The organism is Kribbella antibiotica, from assembly GCF_004349055.1.
Taxonomy (GTDB): Bacteria; Actinomycetota; Actinomycetes; order Propionibacteriales; family Kribbellaceae; genus Kribbella; species Kribbella antibiotica.
The window spans coordinates 1-17,882 of record NZ_SMKX01000170.1 but is presented as its reverse complement, the minus strand read 5'-3'; the positions used below and the strand labels follow the sequence as shown (position 1 = coordinate 17,882).

21 protein-coding genes are annotated in these 17,882 nt (G+C 66.8%); 14 read left to right on the top strand and 7 right to left on the bottom strand.

All coding sequences use genetic code 11. The features are described 5' to 3' along the window. The coding region (locus E1263_RS36270; RefSeq protein WP_132175851.1) for a phosphotransferase family protein at positions 1-827 on the bottom strand (827 nt) is incomplete at its 3' end. A gap of 62 nt (positions 828-889) precedes the next feature. Here E1263_RS36270 and ileS point away from each other — a divergent pair. Further along, positions 890-3,934 (top strand): isoleucine--tRNA ligase, encoded by a 3,045-nt coding sequence (gene ileS / locus E1263_RS36265; RefSeq protein WP_132175849.1) that lies wholly within the window; start codon positions 890-892, stop codon positions 3,932-3,934. 10 nt (positions 3,935-3,944) lie between these two features. Beyond that, positions 3,945-4,922: an aldo/keto reductase gene (locus tag E1263_RS36260; RefSeq protein ID WP_132175847.1), complete on the top strand. Its 978-nt coding sequence runs from the start codon at positions 3,945-3,947 to the stop codon at positions 4,920-4,922. Position 4,923: 1 nt separating this feature from the next. Here the strand turns inward: E1263_RS36260 and E1263_RS36255 are convergent, their stop codons facing one another. After that, positions 4,924-5,307: a hypothetical protein gene (locus E1263_RS36255; RefSeq protein WP_132175845.1), complete on the bottom strand. Its 384-nt coding sequence runs from the start codon at positions 5,305-5,307 to the stop codon at positions 4,924-4,926. Positions 5,308-5,410: 103 nt separating this feature from the next. On the opposite strand from E1263_RS36255, the gene E1263_RS36250 reads away from it, so the two are divergent. Genes E1263_RS36250 through E1263_RS36240 form a run of 3 tightly spaced genes read left to right on the top strand, consistent with a single transcriptional unit; the run spans position 5,411 to position 7,108 of the window. After that, complete coding sequence (locus tag E1263_RS36250) at positions 5,411-5,878, top strand: M67 family metallopeptidase (protein WP_132175843.1); 468 nt, start codon at positions 5,411-5,413, stop codon at positions 5,876-5,878. A 1-nt stretch (position 5,879) separates the two neighbouring features. Then, positions 5,880-6,158 carry a MoaD/ThiS family protein gene (locus E1263_RS36245; protein WP_132175841.1) on the top strand — a complete coding sequence of 93 codons (279 nt, stop codon included), beginning with the start codon at positions 5,880-5,882 and terminating at the stop codon, positions 6,156-6,158. A gap of 2 nt (positions 6,159-6,160) precedes the next feature. After that, a complete protein-coding gene (locus E1263_RS36240) occupies positions 6,161-7,108 on the top strand; it encodes a PLP-dependent cysteine synthase family protein (protein ID WP_132175839.1) in 948 nt (315 codons plus the stop codon). A 19-nt stretch (positions 7,109-7,127) separates the two neighbouring features. Here E1263_RS36240 and E1263_RS36235 read toward each other — a convergent pair whose 3' ends face one another. Continuing rightward, positions 7,128-7,487, bottom strand: a complete 360-nt coding sequence (locus tag E1263_RS36235) for a hypothetical protein (RefSeq protein ID WP_132175837.1) — start codon at positions 7,485-7,487, stop codon at positions 7,128-7,130. A 194-nt stretch (positions 7,488-7,681) separates the two neighbouring features. Here E1263_RS36235 and murI point away from each other — a divergent pair, with 194 nt between their 5' ends. The 4 genes from murI to E1263_RS36215 all read left to right on the top strand — a co-directional run bounded on the left by murI (position 7,682) and on the right by E1263_RS36215 (position 11,184). Further along, positions 7,682-8,494, top strand: a complete 813-nt coding sequence (gene murI, locus E1263_RS36230; RefSeq protein WP_132175835.1) for a glutamate racemase — start codon at positions 7,682-7,684, stop codon at positions 8,492-8,494. A 148-nt stretch (positions 8,495-8,642) separates the two neighbouring features. Further along, positions 8,643-9,389, top strand: a complete 747-nt coding sequence (locus E1263_RS36225; protein WP_132175833.1) for an MBL fold metallo-hydrolase — start codon at positions 8,643-8,645, stop codon at positions 9,387-9,389. Positions 9,390-9,399: 10 nt separating this feature from the next. Further along, positions 9,400-10,230: an alpha/beta fold hydrolase gene (locus tag E1263_RS36220; protein ID WP_165956870.1), complete on the top strand. Its 831-nt coding sequence runs from the start codon at positions 9,400-9,402 to the stop codon at positions 10,228-10,230. A gap of 300 nt (positions 10,231-10,530) precedes the next feature. After that, a complete protein-coding gene (locus tag E1263_RS36215) occupies positions 10,531-11,184 on the top strand; it encodes a hypothetical protein (protein WP_132175829.1) in 654 nt (217 codons plus the stop codon). Here E1263_RS36215 and E1263_RS36210 read toward each other — a convergent pair. Both E1263_RS36210 and E1263_RS36205 read right to left on the bottom strand, forming a co-directional pair. Beyond that, positions 11,147-11,950, bottom strand: coding sequence for a hypothetical protein (locus E1263_RS36210; protein ID WP_202869225.1), 804 nt, complete (start codon positions 11,948-11,950; stop codon positions 11,147-11,149). The two genes, E1263_RS36215 and E1263_RS36210, sit on opposite strands and share 38 nt — an antisense overlap. Before the next feature lie 155 nt (positions 11,951-12,105). Then, positions 12,106-13,278 (bottom strand): Gfo/Idh/MocA family protein, encoded by a 1,173-nt coding sequence (locus E1263_RS36205; RefSeq protein ID WP_132175827.1) that lies wholly within the window; start codon positions 13,276-13,278, stop codon positions 12,106-12,108. Positions 13,279-13,425: 147 nt separating this feature from the next. Here E1263_RS36205 and E1263_RS36200 point away from each other — a divergent pair, with 147 nt between their 5' ends. The 5 genes from E1263_RS36200 to E1263_RS36180 all read left to right on the top strand — a co-directional run bounded on the left by E1263_RS36200 (position 13,426) and on the right by E1263_RS36180 (position 16,626). Then, complete coding sequence (locus tag E1263_RS36200) at positions 13,426-14,265, top strand: SGNH/GDSL hydrolase family protein (protein ID WP_132175825.1); 840 nt, start codon at positions 13,426-13,428, stop codon at positions 14,263-14,265. A gap of 10 nt (positions 14,266-14,275) precedes the next feature. Next, positions 14,276-14,995 carry a ribonuclease PH gene (gene rph / locus E1263_RS36195; protein WP_132175823.1) on the top strand — a complete coding sequence of 240 codons (720 nt, stop codon included), beginning with the start codon at positions 14,276-14,278 and terminating at the stop codon, positions 14,993-14,995. After that, positions 14,992-15,597 carry an RdgB/HAM1 family non-canonical purine NTP pyrophosphatase gene (gene rdgB, locus E1263_RS36190; protein ID WP_132175821.1) on the top strand — a complete coding sequence of 202 codons (606 nt, stop codon included), beginning with the start codon at positions 14,992-14,994 and terminating at the stop codon, positions 15,595-15,597. The genes rph and rdgB overlap by 4 nt, the downstream gene beginning before the upstream one ends. A 3-nt stretch (positions 15,598-15,600) precedes the next feature. After that, entirely contained in the window at positions 15,601-16,188 is a 588-nt protein-coding gene (locus tag E1263_RS36185) for a hypothetical protein (protein ID WP_132175819.1), read from the top strand. A 123-nt stretch (positions 16,189-16,311) separates the two neighbouring features. Then, a complete protein-coding gene (locus E1263_RS36180) occupies positions 16,312-16,626 on the top strand; it encodes a hypothetical protein (RefSeq protein ID WP_132175817.1) in 315 nt (104 codons plus the stop codon). 82 nt (positions 16,627-16,708) lie between these two features. Here E1263_RS36180 and E1263_RS36175 read toward each other — a convergent pair whose 3' ends face one another. Together E1263_RS36175 and E1263_RS36170 are read right to left on the bottom strand one after the other, a co-directional pair. After that, complete coding sequence (locus tag E1263_RS36175; protein WP_132175815.1) at positions 16,709-17,362, bottom strand: DsbA family oxidoreductase; 654 nt, start codon at positions 17,360-17,362, stop codon at positions 16,709-16,711. Next, entirely contained in the window at positions 17,359-17,844 is a 486-nt protein-coding gene (locus E1263_RS36170) for a nucleoside deaminase (RefSeq protein ID WP_132175813.1), read from the bottom strand. The genes E1263_RS36175 and E1263_RS36170 overlap by 4 nt, the downstream gene beginning before the upstream one ends. Between the last annotated feature and the right edge of the window lie 38 nt (positions 17,845-17,882).

Sequence of the window (17,882 nt, the reverse complement as noted above, 5' to 3'; positions counted from 1 at the left end):
GTTTCGGGGGTTAGGTCGGGGCGGGTGGAGTCTCGCCAGGGCTGGGTGGCGGGTTCTACTTCCTCGGAGAAGGCGAGGGCGTCGCGGACCAGCCAGTAGTGGCGGTTGGGGGAGAGGCTGCCGCCAGCTTGTTCGTAGGCGTGGATGAAGTGGTGGGCCGCGGTGGGGCCGTGGAGTAGGGCGAGGTTGGTGGCGCAGTGGGCTACGTCCAGGTCGGTGGGGCCCCAGCAGGCGCCGGCCCAGTCGACAACCGCGGTGAGGTGAGATCCGTCGAACAGGACGTTGCCGGGCTGGAAATCGCGGTGCAGGAAGGCGCCCTCGTACGGCGGATGCGGCTGGCGGATGACGTCGATTGCTGCGGACCAGTCGGCGCCGGGCGGGACCACGACCGTGTCGGCGGTGGTCAGGGTGACGAAGGGGCGGGGACGCTCAACAGGCTGCACAGCGTGGATCGCGACGAGCTGCTGGGCCAGGAGGGGGATGCGGTCCGCCAGCCCGGAGTCGGTCAGGAGGGTTCGCCCGGGCAGCCACGTCATCAGGAGTGAGGGGCGCTCGCCGAAGGCACCAGTCGGGTCGACGGCGACGAGTTCAGGAGCCGGTACGGCGGTTGTCGCGAGGAGCGTCAGTGTGTCGGCCTCGCGGGTCAGCCAGTCAGCGGCGTTCGTCAGGTCGTGAGGGCTCCGGAGAACCAGGTCGCGGGTACCGCTGTCGGGCGTGCTGATCGTGAATCGCCGAACGTCGGAGGTCAGGCCGCCGTGCAGCGGCTCCACCTGAGTGATCTGCTCGCCGTCGGCCAGATGGCGTCGTACCCAGGTCAGCGTGGTCACCGGCCCACCTCACCATTCAGGCGACGGCGTCCGCGACTGAATATCGCGCCTACGATGCACGGGTGAGCTATCCGAGGACTGGCGGCAGGGTTGGTGGGGCACCGGATTTTCCTGATGTCGAGCGGGAGGTGCTGGCGTTCTGGGAGGCGGACGACACGTTCCGGGGGTCCATCGAGCGGCGGACGAAGGAAGAGTTCGTCTTCTACGACGGGCCACCGTTTGCCAATGGGTTGCCGCATTACGGGCATCTGCTCACCGGGTATGTGAAGGATCTGGTGCCTCGGTACAAGACCATGCGCGGGTTCCGGGTGGAGCGGCGGTTCGGGTGGGATACGCATGGGTTGCCGGCTGAGTTGGAGGCTCAGCGGGTGCTGGGGCTGAAGACGAAGGCGGAGATCCTCGAGCTGGGGATCGAGAACTTCAACGCGAAGTGCCGGGAGTTGGTGCTGCGATACAGCGACGAGTGGCAGAGCTATGTCACCCGGCAGGCGCGGTGGGTGGACTTCGAGAACGACTACAAGACGCTCAGTTCTGACTACATGGAGTCGGTGATCTGGGCGTTCAAGACCCTGTACGACAAGGGGCTCGTCTATGAGGGCCTGCGCGTCCTCCCGTACTGCTGGAACGACGAGACCCCGCTGTCCAACCACGAGCTGCGGATGGATGACGACGTCTACCAGCAGCGGCAGGACCCCTCAATCACCGTCGCGGTCGAACTGGAGACCGGGGAGCGCCTGCTCGCCTGGACGACCACCCCCTGGACGCTCCCGAGCAACCTCGCGATGGCCGTCGGACCTGAGCTCGACTATGTCGTCGTCGCCACCCCGGATGGCCCAACGATCCTCGCCGAGGCCCGAGCGCAGGCCTATGGGTTCACCGAGGTCGTCCGCAGATTCAAGGGCACCGAGCTGATCGGCAAGCGGTACACCCCGCTGTTCGACTTCTTCGCCGACACCCCGAACGCCTTCCAGGTGATCGCGGCCGAGCATGTCACCACCGACGACGGCACCGGCGTCGTACACATGGCTCCCGCGTACGGCGAGGAGGACCAGCTGGCCTGTGATGCCGTCGGAATCCCCACGATCTTGACCGTCGACGACGGCGCCCGGTTCACCGCGGTGGTCCCGCCGTACCAAGGTCTGCACGTCTTCGAGGCGAACCGCCCGATCATCCGCGACCTCAAAGCGGCCGGCGCGCTGATCCGCGAGGACAGCTATGTGCACAGCTACCCGCATTGCTGGCGGTGCCGGAATCCCCTGATCTACAAGGCGGTTTCGAGCTGGTTCGTCGAGGTGACGGCGATCCGTGACCGGATGGTCGAGCTCAACGAGGACATCACCTGGACCCCCGAACACGTGAAGCACGGCCAGTTCGGCAAGTGGTTGAGCAACGCGCGCGACTGGTCGATCAGCCGGAACCGCTTCTGGGGTTCACCGATCCCCGTCTGGCGCTCCGACGATCCGGCGTACCCACGCATCGACGTCTACGGCTCGATCGCGGAGCTCGAGCGGGACTTCGGGGTGACCGTCACCGACCTGCACCGCCCGTACGTCGACCTGCTGACCCGGCCGAATCCCGACGACCCGACGGGTGCGTCGACGATGCGCCGGGTGTCCGACGTACTGGATGTGTGGTTCGACTCCGGGTCGATGAGTTTCGCCCAGGTGCACTATCCGTTCGAGAACCAGGAGTGGTTCGAGAGCCACTTCCCGGGCGACTTCATCGTCGAGTACATCGGTCAGACGCGTGGTTGGTTCTACACCTTGCACGTTCTCGCGACCGCGTTGTTCGACCGGCCGGCGTTCAAGTCGGTGCTGAGCCACGGGATCGTGCTCGGCAGCGACGGGCAGAAGATGAGCAAGTCGCTGCGGAACTATCCGGATGTGAGTGAGGTGTTCGACCGGGACGGCGCGGATGCGATGCGCTGGTTCCTGATGTCGAGCCCGATCCTGCGCGGCGGGAACCTGATCGTCACCGAGGAGGGCATCCGTGAGGGCGTCCGGCAGGTGCTGATCCCGTTGTGGAACGCGTGGTCGTTCTTCGCGCTCTACGCCAACGCGGCCAACCGGGAAGGGCAACCGATCCAGCAGCCCGAACACTTGCTGGATCGCTACCTGCTGGCCCGGCTGCGGCTGTTCGTCACAGACGTTCAGGACAAGCTCGATCGATACGACATTGCGTCTGCCTGCGATGCCATCACCTCATACGTCGACGTGCTGACGAACTGGTATATCCGGCGCTCCCGCGACCGTTTCTGGGCGGGGGAGCAGGCGGCGATCGACACGCTGTACACGGCGCTGGAGACGTTGTGCCGGACGGTTGCGCCGCTGCTCCCGTTGGTTACCGAGGACATCTGGCGCGGGCTGACCGGGGAGCGGTCGGTGCATCTGACCGAGTGGCCGACGGTCGACAAGCTGCCGGACGATCCGGAGCTGGTGGCGCAGATGGAGCGTGCCCGCGAGGTGTGTTCGGTCGCGTCGGCGATCCGGAAGGCGACCGGGATCCGTGCCCGGCAGCCGCTGCAGAGGTTGACCGTGGCAACGACCGCTGACCTGCAGGCGCTGACCGGACTGATCGCGGCCGAGCTCAACGTCCGTGAGGTCGTCCTGACCTCGGTGGACGCGATCGATGCTCCGGTGTCGCAACAGTTGACGGTGAACGCGCGTGCGGCCGGACCGCGGTTGGGGAAGGCCGTGCAGGCGGCGATCAAGGCGTCGAAGACCGGAGACTGGTCGGTGTCCGCGGCCGGGGTAGTGGTTGCTGGGGGCATCGAGCTGGTCGAGGGGGAGTACACCCTGGAGACGACGCTGGCCGGTGCCGCCGAGTCGAGTGGGCTGTTGCCAGGCGGCGGTTTCGTCGTGCTCGACACGACGATCACTCCCGAGCTTGAAGCCGAGGGGACGGCGCGGGATGTGATCCGCCTGATCCAGCAGGCGCGCCGTGATTCCGGGCTCGAGGTGACCGACCGCATTCACCTGACGGTGACTGCGGAACCCCCGATGGCGGCGGCCGTCGCAACCCACCGCGAGCTGATCATGCGCGAGACGCTGGCCACCGACTTCGCCGTACAGGAGGGCTCTGAGCTGGAGATCGACCTCAGGTCCTAATGTTGGCGGCATGGAGACGCGGAAGCTGGGACGAACCGGTCGGGACGTAGGCGTGGTCGGGCTCGGTGCCTGGCAGTTGGGTGCCGACTGGGGTTCGGTGGACGAGAGCGACGCGCTCGCCGTGCTGCGGTCGGCGATCGAGGGCGGTGTCACGTTCATCGACACCGCTGATGTGTACGGCGACGGCCGGAGCGAGCGGCTCGTCGGTCAGGTGCTGAAGGACCACGAGGGCCTGACCGTCGCGAGCAAGATGGGCCGCCGGGTCGAGCAGCTTCCGGAGAACTACAGCCCGGCCAACTTCCGCGCCTGGAACGACCGCTCCCGGCAGAATCTCGGCGTCGACACCATCGACCTCGTTCAGCTGCACTGCCCGCCGACCGCGGTCTACTCCACCGACGCCGTCTTCGACGACCTGGACGCGATGGTCGACGAGGGCCGCATCGCCGCGTACGGCGTGAGCGTCGAGACCACCGCGGAGGCGCTGACCGCGATCGCGCGCCCCAACGTCGCATCCGTACAGATCATCCTGAACGCGCTCCGCCTCAAGCCCCTCGACGAGGTCCTGCCCGCGGCGCAAGAGGCCGGCGTCGGCATCATCGCCCGCGTTCCCCTCGCCAGCGGTCTGCTCTCCGGCAAGTACGACGAGAACACCGTCTTCTCGGCCGACGACCACCGCACCTACAACCGCCACGGCGAGGCGTTCGACGTCGGCGAGACCTTCTCCGGCGTCGACTTCGGCACCGGCCTCGAGGCCGTCCGCCGCTTGATGCCCTGGCTCCCCGCAGGCGCCACCATGGCCCAGTTCGCCCTCCGCTGGATCATCGACCAGCCCGGCGTCTCCGTCGTGATCCCCGGTGCCCGGAACCCCGAGCAGGTCGCCGGCAACGTTGGCGCCGCCGCCCTCGCCCCGCTCACCACCGACCAGCAGGCCGCCGTACGAGACATCTACGACTCCCTCATCCGCCCCCAGACCCACGACCGCTGGTAGGTCAGGCCGCCGCTACGGCGAGGATGGTGCTGATGATCCCGGAGAGGATGGCGACGATCGTGCTCAGCGTCGCCAGGATCTTGCCGCCGCTGGCCCACAACCCCTTGTTCAGCTCCCGCCAGCGACGCGGCACGACAGCGAACTTGAGCTTCTGCCATTTGTGCTGCCGATAGCTGCAACCCATCATGATCCCGCTCGCGTTGTTACGGCACAGCTGACCTGCCCTGGTCTCGGCGCCGCAGAACACCGGCGCCTGGAACAGGAAGTACGCCGTGACCAGCGTCCATCCGATCCCGAGCACGACGGGACCGAGTCGCCAGGTCCAGGCAGTCGTGATCAGTCCGAAGAACAGCAGGTAGCCCCAATATCTCTGTAGTCCCTTCATGTTGACGCAGTATCACCAGATCGTCACTCTCCGAAACCATCCATTATGTGGACACAGCTGCTGCTCGTCCGGATGGGGGCGCCGGGCCAACTACCGTGGTGACGTGTTGATCATCGACCAGGCGACGTACGACGCGATCCTGGCGCACGCGCGGCGGGACCACCCGGACGAGGCGTGCGGCGTGGTGACCGGGCCGGAGGGCTCGGGCCGGGCGGAGCGGTTCATCCCGGTGCCGAACGCGGCGATGTCGCCGACGTACTACGAGTTCTCGTCCGAGGACCTGCTCCAGGTGCACAAGGACCTGTGGGACCGGGACGAAGAGATCGTCGTGACGTACCACTCGCACACGGCGACCGAGGCGTACCCGTCGCGGACGGACATCGCCCGGGCCGAGGAGCCGAACTCGCACTACGTGATCGTCTCGACCCGGGACGGGGCCGAGCAGCAGAGCTACGACGGCCCGGTGGAGTTCCGCTCGTACCGGATCGTCGACGGCGTGGTCACCGAAGAAGATGTGAAGATCGTGGCGGCCTACGCCGAAGTACCCAGCAGCGAACTAGGAGACAACTGAGATGGCGATCGAGCTTCGCGTCCCGACGATTCTGCGCACCTACACCGGTGGCGAGAAGGCGGTCAACGGTGACGGCGCCACACTGGCCGAGTTCATCGACAACGTGAACGGCAGCCACCCGGGCCTCAAGGAGCGGATCGTCGAGGGGGAGCCGGAGGAGCTGCGCCGGTTCGTCAACGTGTACGTGAACGACGAGGACGTGCGGTTCACCGGTGGGCTGACGACGACGGTGAAGGACGGCGACGTGGTCGTCGTACTGCCTGCGGTCGCCGGCGGCTGACGATGCGTTTCGACAGTCTGCTCGACTCGGTCGGGGGCACGCCGCTGGTCGGCCTGCCCAAGCTGTCGCCGACGGCGGATGTCCGGTTGTGGGCCAAGCTGGAGGACCACAACCCGACCGGTTCGATCAAGGACCGGGCGGCGCTGCGGATGCTGCTCGACGCGGAGAAGGACGGCCGGCTGCGGCCGGGCAACACGATCCTCGAGCCGACCTCGGGCAACACCGGGATCTCGCTGGCGATGGCGGCCAAGCTGCGCGGCTATCGGATGGTCTGCGTGATGCCGGAGAACACCTCCGAAGAACGCCGGCAGATCCTGCGGATGTGGGGAGTCGAGGTCATCTCCTCCCCGGCCGCCGGTGGGTCGAACGAAGCCGTTCGGGTCGCCAAGCAGGTCGCCGAGGAACACCCCGACTGGGTGATGCTCTACCAGTACGGCAACCCGTCGAACGCGGCCGCCCACTACGACGGCACCGCCCGCGAGGTCCTCGAGGACCTGCCGTCGGTGACGCATTTCGTGGCCGGTCTCGGCACGACCGGCACGCTGATGGGCGCCGGCCGGTTCTTCCGCGAGCACAAGCCGGATGTCCGGATCGTGGCCGCCGAGCCCCGGTACGGCGAGCTCGTCTACGGCCTGCGGAATCTGGACGAGGGCTTCGTCCCGGAGCTGTACGACGCGAGTCTGATCGACGCGCGGTTCTCGGTCGGCCCGCGGGACGCCGTCCGGCGCGTTCGCGAACTGCTCGACAACGAGGGCATCTTCGCCGGCGTCTCGACCGGCGCGATCCTGCACGCCGCGCTCGGCCAGGCGGCCAAGTGCGTACGTGACGGACAGCGGGCCGATATCGCCTTCGTCGTTCCGGACGGCGGCTGGAAGTACCTGTCGACCGGTGCCTATGAGGGCACGGTCGACGAGGCGGAAGAGCGCCTCGAAGGCCAGCTCTGGGCCTGACTTTCGGCCCTCTGTGAGTTTACGGAGATTTGAACAGGATCCGGCGGCCGATGCGGGGGTGAACACCGCGTCCCTTGCAGCTGTTACAGGGGCGTTGTGCGTAGCTGAAGAGACCGCCGTGGTGACGGCCGGCGCCCTTGCAGCGTTGGCACTTGGCATTCGGGTGCAGCGACAGCGAGACGACGTACAGGAAGAACGTCGCCATCAGCAGCAGCAACATGACTCCGGTCGTCCCCAGGGACGAGGCGATGTCTGCGGCCGTGCTGTTGGTTTCCGCAGCCTGATTCGCGGCCTGCCCGGAGGCGGAGACGTGATCAGGTTGCGGATTCGGTCCGGCGGTGCTGCTCAGCACCGCCACGAAGTGGTGCGCGAGGCTCATGGCATCTCGTGGGCGGGTCGGGCGAACATCGGTCCAGAGTGACGCGGATCACGGCTGTTGGCAATTGCATAACGTAAAGATGTGGACAAGTTCGGCGTGTCGTTTCAAAGAGTAGGAGTGGGGTGACTTCTAGAACGACCCGAATCCGGCCCTGGTTACGGCCGCCGGGGAGTCCACGGCGTGTCCCCGATAGAATGTGTGCTGTGACAGACGCGCCGGTAGGGATCTTCGATTCAGGTTTCGGCGGTCTCACCGTCGCGCGCGCAGTGCTCGATCAGTTGCCGCACGAGCCGATCCTCTACCTCGGCGACACCGCCCGCCAGCCCTACGGTCCCAAGCCGATCGCCGAGGTCCGCGAGTACGCGCTGGAGTGCCTGGATCACCTGGTCGAGGCCGGCGTGAAGATGCTCGTCATCGCCTGCAACTCGGCCAGTGCCGCGATGCTCCGCGACGCCCGCGAACGGTACGACGTACCGGTCGTTGAAGTGATTCTTCCGGCTGCTCGCCGGGCCGTTGCCGCGACGCGGAATCAGAAGGTCGGCGTGATCTGCACGCATGCCACCGCGACCTCGTTGGCTTATGACGATGCGCTTGCGGCCGCCCCGCAGATCGAGCTGATCACGAGGCCCTGCCCCAAATTCGTCGACTTCGTCGAGGCCGGCGTCACATCAGGACCGGAGTTGCTTGAGGCCGCGCACGAGTACCTCGACCCGCTGGTCGAGGCCGGCGTCGACACGCTCATCCTCGGCTGCACGCACTACCCGTTGCTCACCGGCGTGATCCAGTACGTCGTCGGCGATGCGGTCACGCTGGTGAGCAGCGCCGAGGAGTGCGCCAAGGACGTGTACGGCGTCCTGACCAAGACCGGACTGCTGCGCGCCGACGACCTGCCTGAGCCCAAGCACCGCTTCGTCACGACCGGCACTCCGTCGGAGTTCGAGGCGATCGGCTCGCGCTTCCTCGGCCCGGTGCTCTCCTCGGTCGACCAGTTCGCCTGGGTCCGCTAAGCGCTTCAGAAGCCGCCGGGGATGTTGTCCTCGGCACCGGTTCCGATCGTGACCTCCCCGAAACCTCAGCCCTGTAACCCCGTTCGGCGGCTCGGCGACGCGACGAGGTTTCCTGCGAAGCCGGACACCCGCCGGTAATCTTCAAGATATGAAGCTCACCGTGCTCGGCTGTTCCGGGTCCGTCCCGGGACCTGACTCGGCCGCCTCGAGCTATCTGGTCACTGCCGAGGATTTCCACCTGGTCCTCGATCTCGGCAGTGGTGCTCTCGGATCGCTCCAGCGGCACATCGCCGTTCCGCAGATCGGTGCGATCGGCCTGTCCCACTTACATCCTGACCACTGTATGGACCTGACCGGCCTCTACGTAGCGGCCAAGTACGCGCCAGGTTCGCCCATCCCCCGCATCCCTGTGTACGCCCCGCCCGACGCGGCGGAGCGCATGGCTCTGGCCTATGACCTCCCCATCGATCCAGGTATGACCGAGGAGCTGGATTTCCATACCTGGCAGGACTCTCAGCAGATCGGCCCGTTCACGGTCCGGACCGCACCGATGGTGCACCCGGTCCCGGCGTACGCGATCCGTGTCGAGCACGCCGGCAAGGCGCTGGTGTATACCGGAGACACCGGGCCGAACGACGCACTGATCGAGCTCGCCCGTGGCGCCGACCTGCTGCTGTCCGAAGCCGCCCTGCAGGACGAGAATCCCAACAACCCCGTCGACCTGCACCTGACCCCGTCCGACGCCGGTGAACATGCCAAGAAGGCCGGCGTCAAAAAGCTCGTGATCACGCACGTCCCACCGTGGTACAACCGGGTGACCCAAGCTGAGAACGCCCGGCGTACCTACTCGGGACCGATCGAGATTGCGACCCCGCATGCCGTTTTCGACATCTGACAATGTCCCGTTGTGGACCGCAACAACCGGTACGGCGACCCCTGCCGCCGCGCCGGTGATCATCCTTCATGGCGGGCCTGGCACGTGGAGCGACCACCTGACGCTCGCCGAGATGCTCGACGACTTGACCGTCGTTCATCGCTTCGACCAGCGGGGCTGCGGCCGATCCGGCCCATCAGGCGTGCAGTCGATGGCGCGTAGCGCGCAGGACATCGACGAACTCCGCCAGTACTGGGGGCACGAGAAGATCGTTGTCATCGGCCACTCCTTCGGAGCCACGCTGGCGATCACCTATGCCGCGTTGTACCCCGATCACGTGGCGGGCGTCGTCTACCTCGACGGTGTCGGCGTCGGTGACTGGCGATCGGGCGACGCCGAGGTCCGCGCGAGCCGCATGACGCCCGAGCAAACGGCTCGGCTGGACGAGCTGTCGGAGATCCACCTGAACGCGCCGGCCGCGCGGACGCGTACTCGCGAGGAAGAGATCGAGTTCCGGGTGCTCGCATGGTTCCCCGACAACGCGGATCAGGAGCACGCGATGGAGTGGGCCCTCGAGGACGCCTCCGTCGACCTGCCGATCAGCTGGGGCGTGAACCGCGCCCTGAGCAAGGAAATCAACAGCTGGCCGGACAGTCGCAAGGCCGACGACGCCGCCGCGATCCCCGCCCCGATCACCTTCATCCACGGCGAAGGCGACCCCCGCCCGTACGCCGCCGTACAGGCTCTCGCTGAGCACGCGCAGCAACCGTCGTTCCACCTGATCCCCGACGCTGGTCACTCACCGTGGCGCGAGCAGCCCGACACGGTCCGCAAAATCCTCCGCGACGCGGTGCTCACCTAGCCCCCGCCCAGTGTGGGCAGCCTGCCCACCGACTGAACGGACCGTGCTGCCCTCCATCGATTACCAGCCGCAATCTCTTTCCACTCGACGTCGGCCGGGTGTTTCTGGCTCGGCGAGTGAACCCACTGTGCGCACACAATCCACCGTCGCGCGGCAGCCGGCCGGCTCCTAGCGGGTGCACGAAGGACAGGAAGTCGGTGCTGGATCGGGGCCGGGCGCGCTGGGCTCAGGCGTGCGCAGGGGTATGCGTAGGTGTCTACGTCCTGTCGTTCGTGCGCCCGCCCATGGCATCCTGACCAGGTGACGATCGCCTGGCTGCAACTCGTCGGTGGATCGCGCTGGACCACGGCCGGGAGCGCCTTCTCCGGAGCAGCGGAAGCACGCGCCCGGACGGCATTGCAGCGTATTGAGGCGGAGGTCCTCGCCTCGTACGACGGAGCTTGCTGGCTCGCGCAGCAGGGCTACGAACGAGTCGCGCTCCACCTGGAGTACCGATCTGACGCGAAGGGACGGCCGGGGCGGTCAATACGTGCGATCGGCCGGCTGCTCAACCCGAACTACTCGGTGGCGTGGCCGGAGCTCGAGACAGCATCAGTCGACGAGATGCGAGAGCACCTGCACCCGATCGTGCTCGACGCACTCGCATTCGTCGGTGAGCGGACGAACCTCGGCAAGCTCCCCAAGGCAGGTGAGGCGGAGGACCTTGAAACCGTCCCACTGATACCGCTGATCGACGACCCGATGCCGTACGACGAGGAGCCCGGTGACAGCTGTGTCATCACCCGGGACTTCCCGCCGGGCACTGAGGAATCGCAGGTCCCTGGGCTGCTGCGCCAGTACGACAAGGACCTGCAGGACGTGCTGTCCGACGAGGCCCTGGACAACATCCTCGACATTGAGACCTCGTCCAGTGGCGTCAGATGGGTAATCCGGGTCGCTCCCGACGAGGAGTGAACAGCTCGGCGAGCTCCTCCGCCCGGCGGTCGTCCAGCCGATCGCCCTGCCGTAGGCCGAAGTACTCCGCCGCCGAACCACCGCGCACGACGAGCTCGGCGACGTCCGAGCTACCCGGGATGAGCCCCGGCTGATTCCGCGGTACGGCGGTCAGGTGCGGGTACCGTGGAATGCCCGCCAGCTTGAGCTCCTCGGGCGCGCGATCCAGCTTGCAGTTGCCGAAGTTGTCGATGACGGTCACCAGCGGGCCCTCGTCCGGGAGGACGGGAATGGGAGTTGTGGTCGAAGGGATCGCGCGGTGGTCGGCGACCCAGCGGGCGAGCAGCGGCAGGTACCAGAGGCTGCGGAACTGGGTGTTGATGATGCGCTCGGCCTGGATCGGATCGAAGTCGACCGCGGCCAGGACCTCGGCGATATCGGTGACCTGGACCTCGGTGATCCCGAGCTCACGCCGTACGAGGGCCAGCGCTCTGGGGTTGAACGTGCTCGCAACCAGATGCTCGCCGTACCGGAAGAAGCAGAACGGGACGCCGTTCGGCCAGTTGCCGTCGCGGGGCGCGATGTTGAGCAGGGTGATGGTCGGACCGCTGAGGCCTTCCGTCGATCTCAGACAGTCGAGCAGGGTCAAGGCGGCGAACGACTCGGGGTCCGGGCCGTCGAGGGCGATGATCGTGGGCGACTGGCCGAAGAGGGCGCCGATCCGGGTGCTCAGGCGGGCGCGGGCGTTGCCGTCGTAGCAATCGGTCAGGTAGGTGATCGGGTACATGCTCAGGGCTCCTGAAAAATGTGGTTGCAGAAATGAGAAGAGGCCCCCCGACAGGGAGGCCTCTCTGCAAGCACACGTGACTACGCGGCCGAGGATCCTCCGTATCGAGGGCTCAGCATTCGCATGATGTTCCTGGTCACGTCGAAAACTCTACCTCACCGAACCTGGCCGTTGTCGAAGTAGCTGATCAGGGCCGGATCAAGCGCCGGTACGTCGATCGGTACGCCGTTCGAGCGGAGTGAGGTGGTGGCGGCGACCCCGGCGGCGACCGCGGCGCGGGCGGCGATCGGGGAGGTGAGCGTGGTCCCGCCGTCGCGGACGAAGGTGAGGAACTCGTTGACCAGGTGCGGGTCGGCGCCGCCGTGGTGCTCGCTCTCACCGGTGATCTCGACGACGATGTCGGCGTCCTCGCGGTAGCCGGAGCGGCGGCTGTTCCAGACCTTCACGACGCCGCCCGCGGTGTCGCCGAAGTTCTCCAGGCGGCCGTGGGTGCCGATGACGGTGTAGTTGCGCCAGTAGTCCGGCGTGTAGTGGCACTGCTCGTAGGTGACGAAAACCCCGTTGTCCAGCAGGAGATTCGCCATCGAGAGGTCCTCGACGTCCATCACCGGGGCGAGCCCCTTCTGCTCCAGCGGCGGCCAGTTGTCCGAACTGACGAAGTCGGAGAAGCGCTGGCCGGTCCGGTCCTGACGATCCTCGATGCCGCCGTACAGGGTGAGTGCGCCCATGGCGTTGACGCGCTGGGTGTAACCGTTGGCCAGCCAGTGCATCACATCGATGTCATGGGCCCCCTTTTGCAGGAGCAGACCGGTGGTCCGGCTGCGGTCGGCGTGCCAGTCCTTGAAATAGAAGTCGCCGCCGTGGCCGACGAAGTGCCGGCACCAGATCGCCTTCACGTCGCCGATGGCGCCGTCCAGGATCAGTTGCCGCATGGTCTGTACGACGGGCATGTGGCGCATGTTGTGTCCGACGTACAGGCGGGCACCGGACTCGTAGGCCGCCTGCAGGACGCGGTCGCAGCCCTCGGTGGTGATCGCCAGCGGCTTCTCCACGAAGACCGGGATGCCGGCGGTGAGGAAGTCGACCGCCGGACCTTCGTGCAGGTCGTCCGGGGTGGTCAGGAAAACGCCGTCGAGTTTCTGGTCGAGCAGTTCGCGATGGTCGGCGAAAGTGGCCGCCTCCGGGTACTTCTCCAGGGCCAGGTCGCGCTGCGCGGCGACCGGGTCGGCCAGGGCGACGATCGCGCTGCCCTCGCCGGGTTGGTGGGCGTAGCCCGCGAGGTAGCTCCGGGCGCCGAGCCCCACCACTCCGAGTCGAAGATCAGTCATCAGCCAGCAACTCCTGCACATAGTTGTTTGAATCACCCTAACTCCGAGCAGTTCCGTCCTTCAATCACCTGTCTGCTCCCTGAAATTGCCTTCCCGGTCATCTATCCAACATCGCTGCATCTCACCGTGCCGACACCATGACGGAATGTGAGCCTCCACTACGTGGCACTGGGGGACTCGACCACAGTTGGGGTCGGGGACCCGATGAACGGCAGTAGTACGACCGACCTTTCCGGTGCCGGTGCGCGCCCGGGACAGGGGTGGCGGGGCTGGGCCTCGCTGCTCGCCGACTCCCTGGCCAGCACCCACCGTGTGACTTTCGCCAACTTCGCGACCAGTGGCGCGACCACGGATCTGGTCGCGACCGAGCAGCTTCCCGAGATCGGGAGCGGGCCGATCGACATCGCCTCGCTGATCGTCGGGATCAACGACACCCTCCGGTCCAGCTTCGACGCCGGCCGGATCCGCGACCACCTGCATCTGTGTGCCGAGGAGCTGACCGCGCGCGGCGCGCTGCTGCTCACTGTCCGTTTCCACGACCACGCCAAGATCTTCGGCCTGCCGAAGTGGATGGGCCGGCCGTTGTGGCAGCGGATCGAACAGGTCAACCTCGCGTACGACGACCTCTACGCCCGGTACGGCGGGATCCGCCTCGACATGGCCGATTTCCCCGAGGTGTACCGGCGGGACTTCTGGAGCATCGACCGGATGCACCCCGGTGAGCTCGGGCATCGCAAGCTGGCCCGGATGTTCGCCGACCGACTCCCCGCGCACGGGGTACAGATCGCCGTACCGCCGGATCTTGGCTGTGCCTACCAGCCGCCGAGCAAGTGGGCCGACACCGTCTGGATGGTCAAGGAGGGCGTTCCGTGGCTGGGTCGCCGGGCCGGAGACCTGGTGCCGTTCGCCGCCCGGATGGCATTTGCGCAGCGCCGACCGGCGTCGGGCGCGTTGACCAATGCGGAGGTAAGACGCTTGGAGGCATAAAGTTGCCGCCATGGCTCGCATTGACGGACGTACCCCTGACCAGCTCCGACCGGTAACCCTGACACGGAAGTGGCTTGACCACGCCGAGGGGTCGGTGCTGGTGGAGTTCGGCAAGACGCGGGTGCTCTGTGCGGCCAGTGTGACCGAAGGTGTGCCGCGGTGGCGGAAGGGTTCCGGGCTGGGCTGGGTCAGCGCGGAGTACGCCATGCTGCCGCGGTCGACGAACACGCGCTCGGACCGCGAGTCGGTCAAGGGCAAGATCGGTGGACGTACCCACGAGATCTCCCGGCTGATCGGGCGTTCGCTGCGCGCGGTGATCGACTACAAGGCGCTCGGCGAGAACACCATTCTGCTGGACTGCGACGTACTGCAGGCCGACGGCGGCACCCGTACGGCGGCCATCACCGGAGCGTATGTCGCTTTGGCGGATGCGGTGTCGTACCTGCGTGAGCGCAAGCTGCTGAAGAGTGAGCCGCTGACCGGGACGGTTGCGGCGGTATCGGTCGGGATCATCGACGGCGCCCCGATGCTCGACCTCTGCTACGAAGAGGACGTGCGGGCCGAGACCGACATGAACCTGGTGATCACCGGCGACGGCAAGTTCATCGAGGTGCAGGGCACGGCCGAGGGTGCGCCGTTCGACCGCGCCGAGCTGGACAGCCTGCTGTCGCTGGGCCTGGCCGGCTGTGCGGATCTGACGAAGCTGCAGCAGGAGGCGCTCGGCCGATGACGCGCGTACTGCTTGCCTCGAACAATAAGAAGAAGCTTGCCGAGCTGCGCCGGATCCTCACCCCGATCGTGCCGGGGATCGAGGTGCTCGGGCTGGGCGACGTACCGGGGTATCCGGAGCCGCCCGAGACCGAGCCGACCTTCGAGGGCAACGCCCTGCTGAAGGCGCACGCCGCGCTGGCCGCAACCGGGCTGCCGTCGATCGCCGACGACAGCGGGATCTGCGTCGACGCGCTGAACGGCATGCCCGGCGTACTGTCGGCGCGTTGGTCTGGCCCGTTGAAGGACAACGACGCCAACAACCAACTGCTGCTGGGCCAGCTAGAAGATGTGCCGGACGAGCGGCGTGGTGCGTCGTTCGTGGCGGCCGTCGCTTTCGTCCGTCCGCATGCCGCTGACGAGCTGGTGCTCGGCGAGATGCGCGGATCGGTGATCCACGAGGTCCGCGGTTCCGGCGGTTTCGGGTACGACGTACTGTTCCAGGCCGATGGCTACGACCGGACCACGGCCGAGCTGTCGATCGAAGAGAAGGACGCGATCAGCCACCGCGGCAAGGCCTTGCGCGCGCTGGCTCCGATCGTCGCGAAAGCATTGGGGGCCTAGAGCATGTTGTTCGCCGGACGTGACAAAGAAGGTGTCGAGGACGGCTGGATCACCTCGGCCTACCGCCGCTGGTCGGAGGCCCGGGTCGTCGAGGGCCGGATCTACCGCACCAACGCCGGCCGGATCCAGATCGACAGTGTCCGCGAGATCAACCCCGCGCTGATCGCCGACAACGACCCCGACATCGCCCTCGCCGACCGCAGCAACGCCGGCGACATCCTCCGCCGCCTCCGCGGCGACGACTCCTGGCCGACGTTCCTGATCCGCTTCCACCTGGTGAAGGGCCCCGACCCCCGCGAAGAGCTGGCCGCCTCGTCTGACATCTCAGCCGACGACCTCGCCGAGCTGACCGAACGCCTGGCCCGCTTCGACGCCACCAACCCCCACGGCGCCTGGACCACCCAGGTCCTCCGCCTGATCGCGTCCAAGCCGGCCACCCGAGCCGCCGATCTCGCCGCCTCCCTGGACCGCGAGACCGCCCCCTTCAAACTGGACGTCCGCAAACTCAAGAACCTAGGCCTGACCTACAGCCTGGAAACCGGCTACGAGCTCTCCCCCCGCGGAACGGCGTACCTGAAAACCCTCGAATAATCGCTTTAGGTGACGATCGGGCCCCTGTCGCCTGCGAACCCTAGGCAGAGCATCAACACAGCGTTACGTTGAGCTGCATCCCGAGGGGGGCTCGGGGATTCTGGGAAACCAGGGGGGATCGAGATGTCCAGTTCTAGTTCTGCAGGTGCGAATGTCGCGACCGCGATCGGCGTCATGAAGTGGGTGCTGATCGGGCTGGCGATGGTTGTTGCGCTCGTGAGCGTGATCAACGTGGTGCTGTCCGATGACTCGACGTACCGAATGTACGGCGGCCTGGCGGCGGCCGGAGGCGCGGTCGTGTGGAGTCTGTGCGTGTGGGTGTTGTTCGGCTGGTTCGAGCACACGCTGTCCGCGTTGGTGACGATCGCACGCAACACCACGCCGGTGCTGATGCCTTCGCGTGAGGTCCCGGCGGCGCCGTACGAGCAGCATGCCTAGCGAAGCGACGTACAGGGTGGTTGCCGCCAGCAACAGTTAACGTCCGAAGATCCGGAGACCACGCCCTCGGATCTTTCGGACGTTAGCAGCCGTCGATGCTGCAGGTGGCGCCGTAGGTGATGGCGTTGTCTGCTTGGGCGTCGAGGATGGCTTTGCGGAGTTCGACGGGGTTGGGGACGCCTTCCAGGCGGGTGTTGCCGACGATGATGGTCGGCACCGAGCGGACCTGGTGGGCTTCGGCTTCGCGGAGGGCTTCTTGGTGCTTGGCCTGGTAGGTGCGGTTGTCCAGCGCCTTGCGGAAGTCGGGGCCGTTGAGGCCGATTTCTTCGGCTAGGGCTTGGAGTACGTCGGGTTGGCCCAGGTCCTGGTCTTCTTGGAAGAAGGCCTGGAACATGCGGTGGGTGTACTCGGTGCTCAGGCCGTGCTCGGCGGCGTACAGGTGGCCCTCGAAGGCCAGGTGTGTGTAGGGCTGGGGGGAGACGGTGGGGAGCTTGATGTCGACGCCCAACTGGCGGGCCATCGGGTAGACGGCTCGGGACCAGATCGCCGGGAGGTAGTCGTCTTCGGGGCGCAGGGTGGGGTGCGGGTGTGCGCGGAGCTCGAAGGGCATCCACTCGATGTCGACGTACAAGTCTTTGGTCGCCTCCTCGATCGGTCCCTCGGCGAGCAGGCAGAACGGGCACACGTAGTCCGAGAAGATCTTGATCTTCACGGCACCCAGAACCGGCTCGGTCATGAGTTGCCGCCCTTGCGGCCGTTCATGAACTCCTGGAACGGGACCTCGTGGCCGTCGATCGGGGCGTGCGTCACCTTGATCGGCCAGGTGGTCGGGTCGTTGGCGAAGATCGCGTACGAGCTGGAGTAGTTGAAGCCGTAGGCGTCGGCGGTCTTGCGGTCGGACGCGTAGACGATGTGCTCGATGTTGAAATAGAGTGCGGCCATGTAGCACAGGGCGCAGGGCTCACCCGAGGCGATCAGGGTGGCGCCGGCGACGCCGAACCGGCCGGCCTTCTTCGCGGCGGCGCGCAGGGCGACGACCTCGGCGTGCGCGGTCGGGTCGTCGTCCTCGAGGACCCGGTTGAAGCCGGTGCCGAGGACGTGGCCGTCGCGGACGACGATGCCGGAGAACGGGATGCCGCCTTCGGCGACGTGGCTGCGGCTGATCCGGACCGCTTCCTCCACGTGCGGAGTGAGGTGGTCGAGGAGGTCGATCGGCATACGAGTTCATCCTTGGGGGAGGGGGAAAAGCCGGGGGG

Excerpts from the sequence above, each read along its gene's own strand:
- E1263_RS36260 (WP_132175847.1), top strand. The coding sequence starts at position 3,945 with ATGGAGACGCGGAAGCTGGGACGAACCGGTCGGGACGTAGGCGTGGTC.
- E1263_RS36255 (WP_132175845.1), bottom strand. The coding sequence starts at position 5,307 with ATGAAGGGACTACAGAGATATTGGGGCTACCTGCTGTTCTTCGGACTG.
- E1263_RS36245 (WP_132175841.1), top strand. The coding sequence starts at position 5,880 with ATGGCGATCGAGCTTCGCGTCCCGACGATTCTGCGCACCTACACCGGT.
- E1263_RS36240 (WP_132175839.1), top strand. The coding sequence starts at position 6,161 with ATGCGTTTCGACAGTCTGCTCGACTCGGTCGGGGGCACGCCGCTGGTC.
- E1263_RS36235 (WP_132175837.1), bottom strand. The coding sequence starts at position 7,487 with ATGAGCCTCGCGCACCACTTCGTGGCGGTGCTGAGCAGCACCGCCGGA.
- murI (WP_132175835.1), top strand. The coding sequence starts at position 7,682 with ATGTGTGCTGTGACAGACGCGCCGGTAGGGATCTTCGATTCAGGTTTC.
- E1263_RS36225 (WP_132175833.1), top strand. The coding sequence starts at position 8,643 with ATGAAGCTCACCGTGCTCGGCTGTTCCGGGTCCGTCCCGGGACCTGAC.
- E1263_RS36210 (WP_202869225.1), bottom strand. The coding sequence starts at position 11,950 with ATGTACCCGATCACCTACCTGACCGATTGCTACGACGGCAACGCCCGC.
- E1263_RS36205 (WP_132175827.1), bottom strand. The coding sequence starts at position 13,278 with ATGACTGATCTTCGACTCGGAGTGGTGGGGCTCGGCGCCCGGAGCTAC.
- rph (WP_132175823.1), top strand. The coding sequence starts at position 14,276 with ATGGCTCGCATTGACGGACGTACCCCTGACCAGCTCCGACCGGTAACC.
- rdgB (WP_132175821.1), top strand. The coding sequence starts at position 14,992 with ATGACGCGCGTACTGCTTGCCTCGAACAATAAGAAGAAGCTTGCCGAG.
- E1263_RS36185 (WP_132175819.1), top strand. The coding sequence starts at position 15,601 with ATGTTGTTCGCCGGACGTGACAAAGAAGGTGTCGAGGACGGCTGGATC.
- E1263_RS36180 (WP_132175817.1), top strand. The coding sequence starts at position 16,312 with ATGTCCAGTTCTAGTTCTGCAGGTGCGAATGTCGCGACCGCGATCGGC.
- E1263_RS36175 (WP_132175815.1), bottom strand. The coding sequence starts at position 17,362 with ATGACCGAGCCGGTTCTGGGTGCCGTGAAGATCAAGATCTTCTCGGAC.
- E1263_RS36170 (WP_132175813.1), bottom strand. The coding sequence starts at position 17,844 with ATGCCGATCGACCTCCTCGACCACCTCACTCCGCACGTGGAGGAAGCG.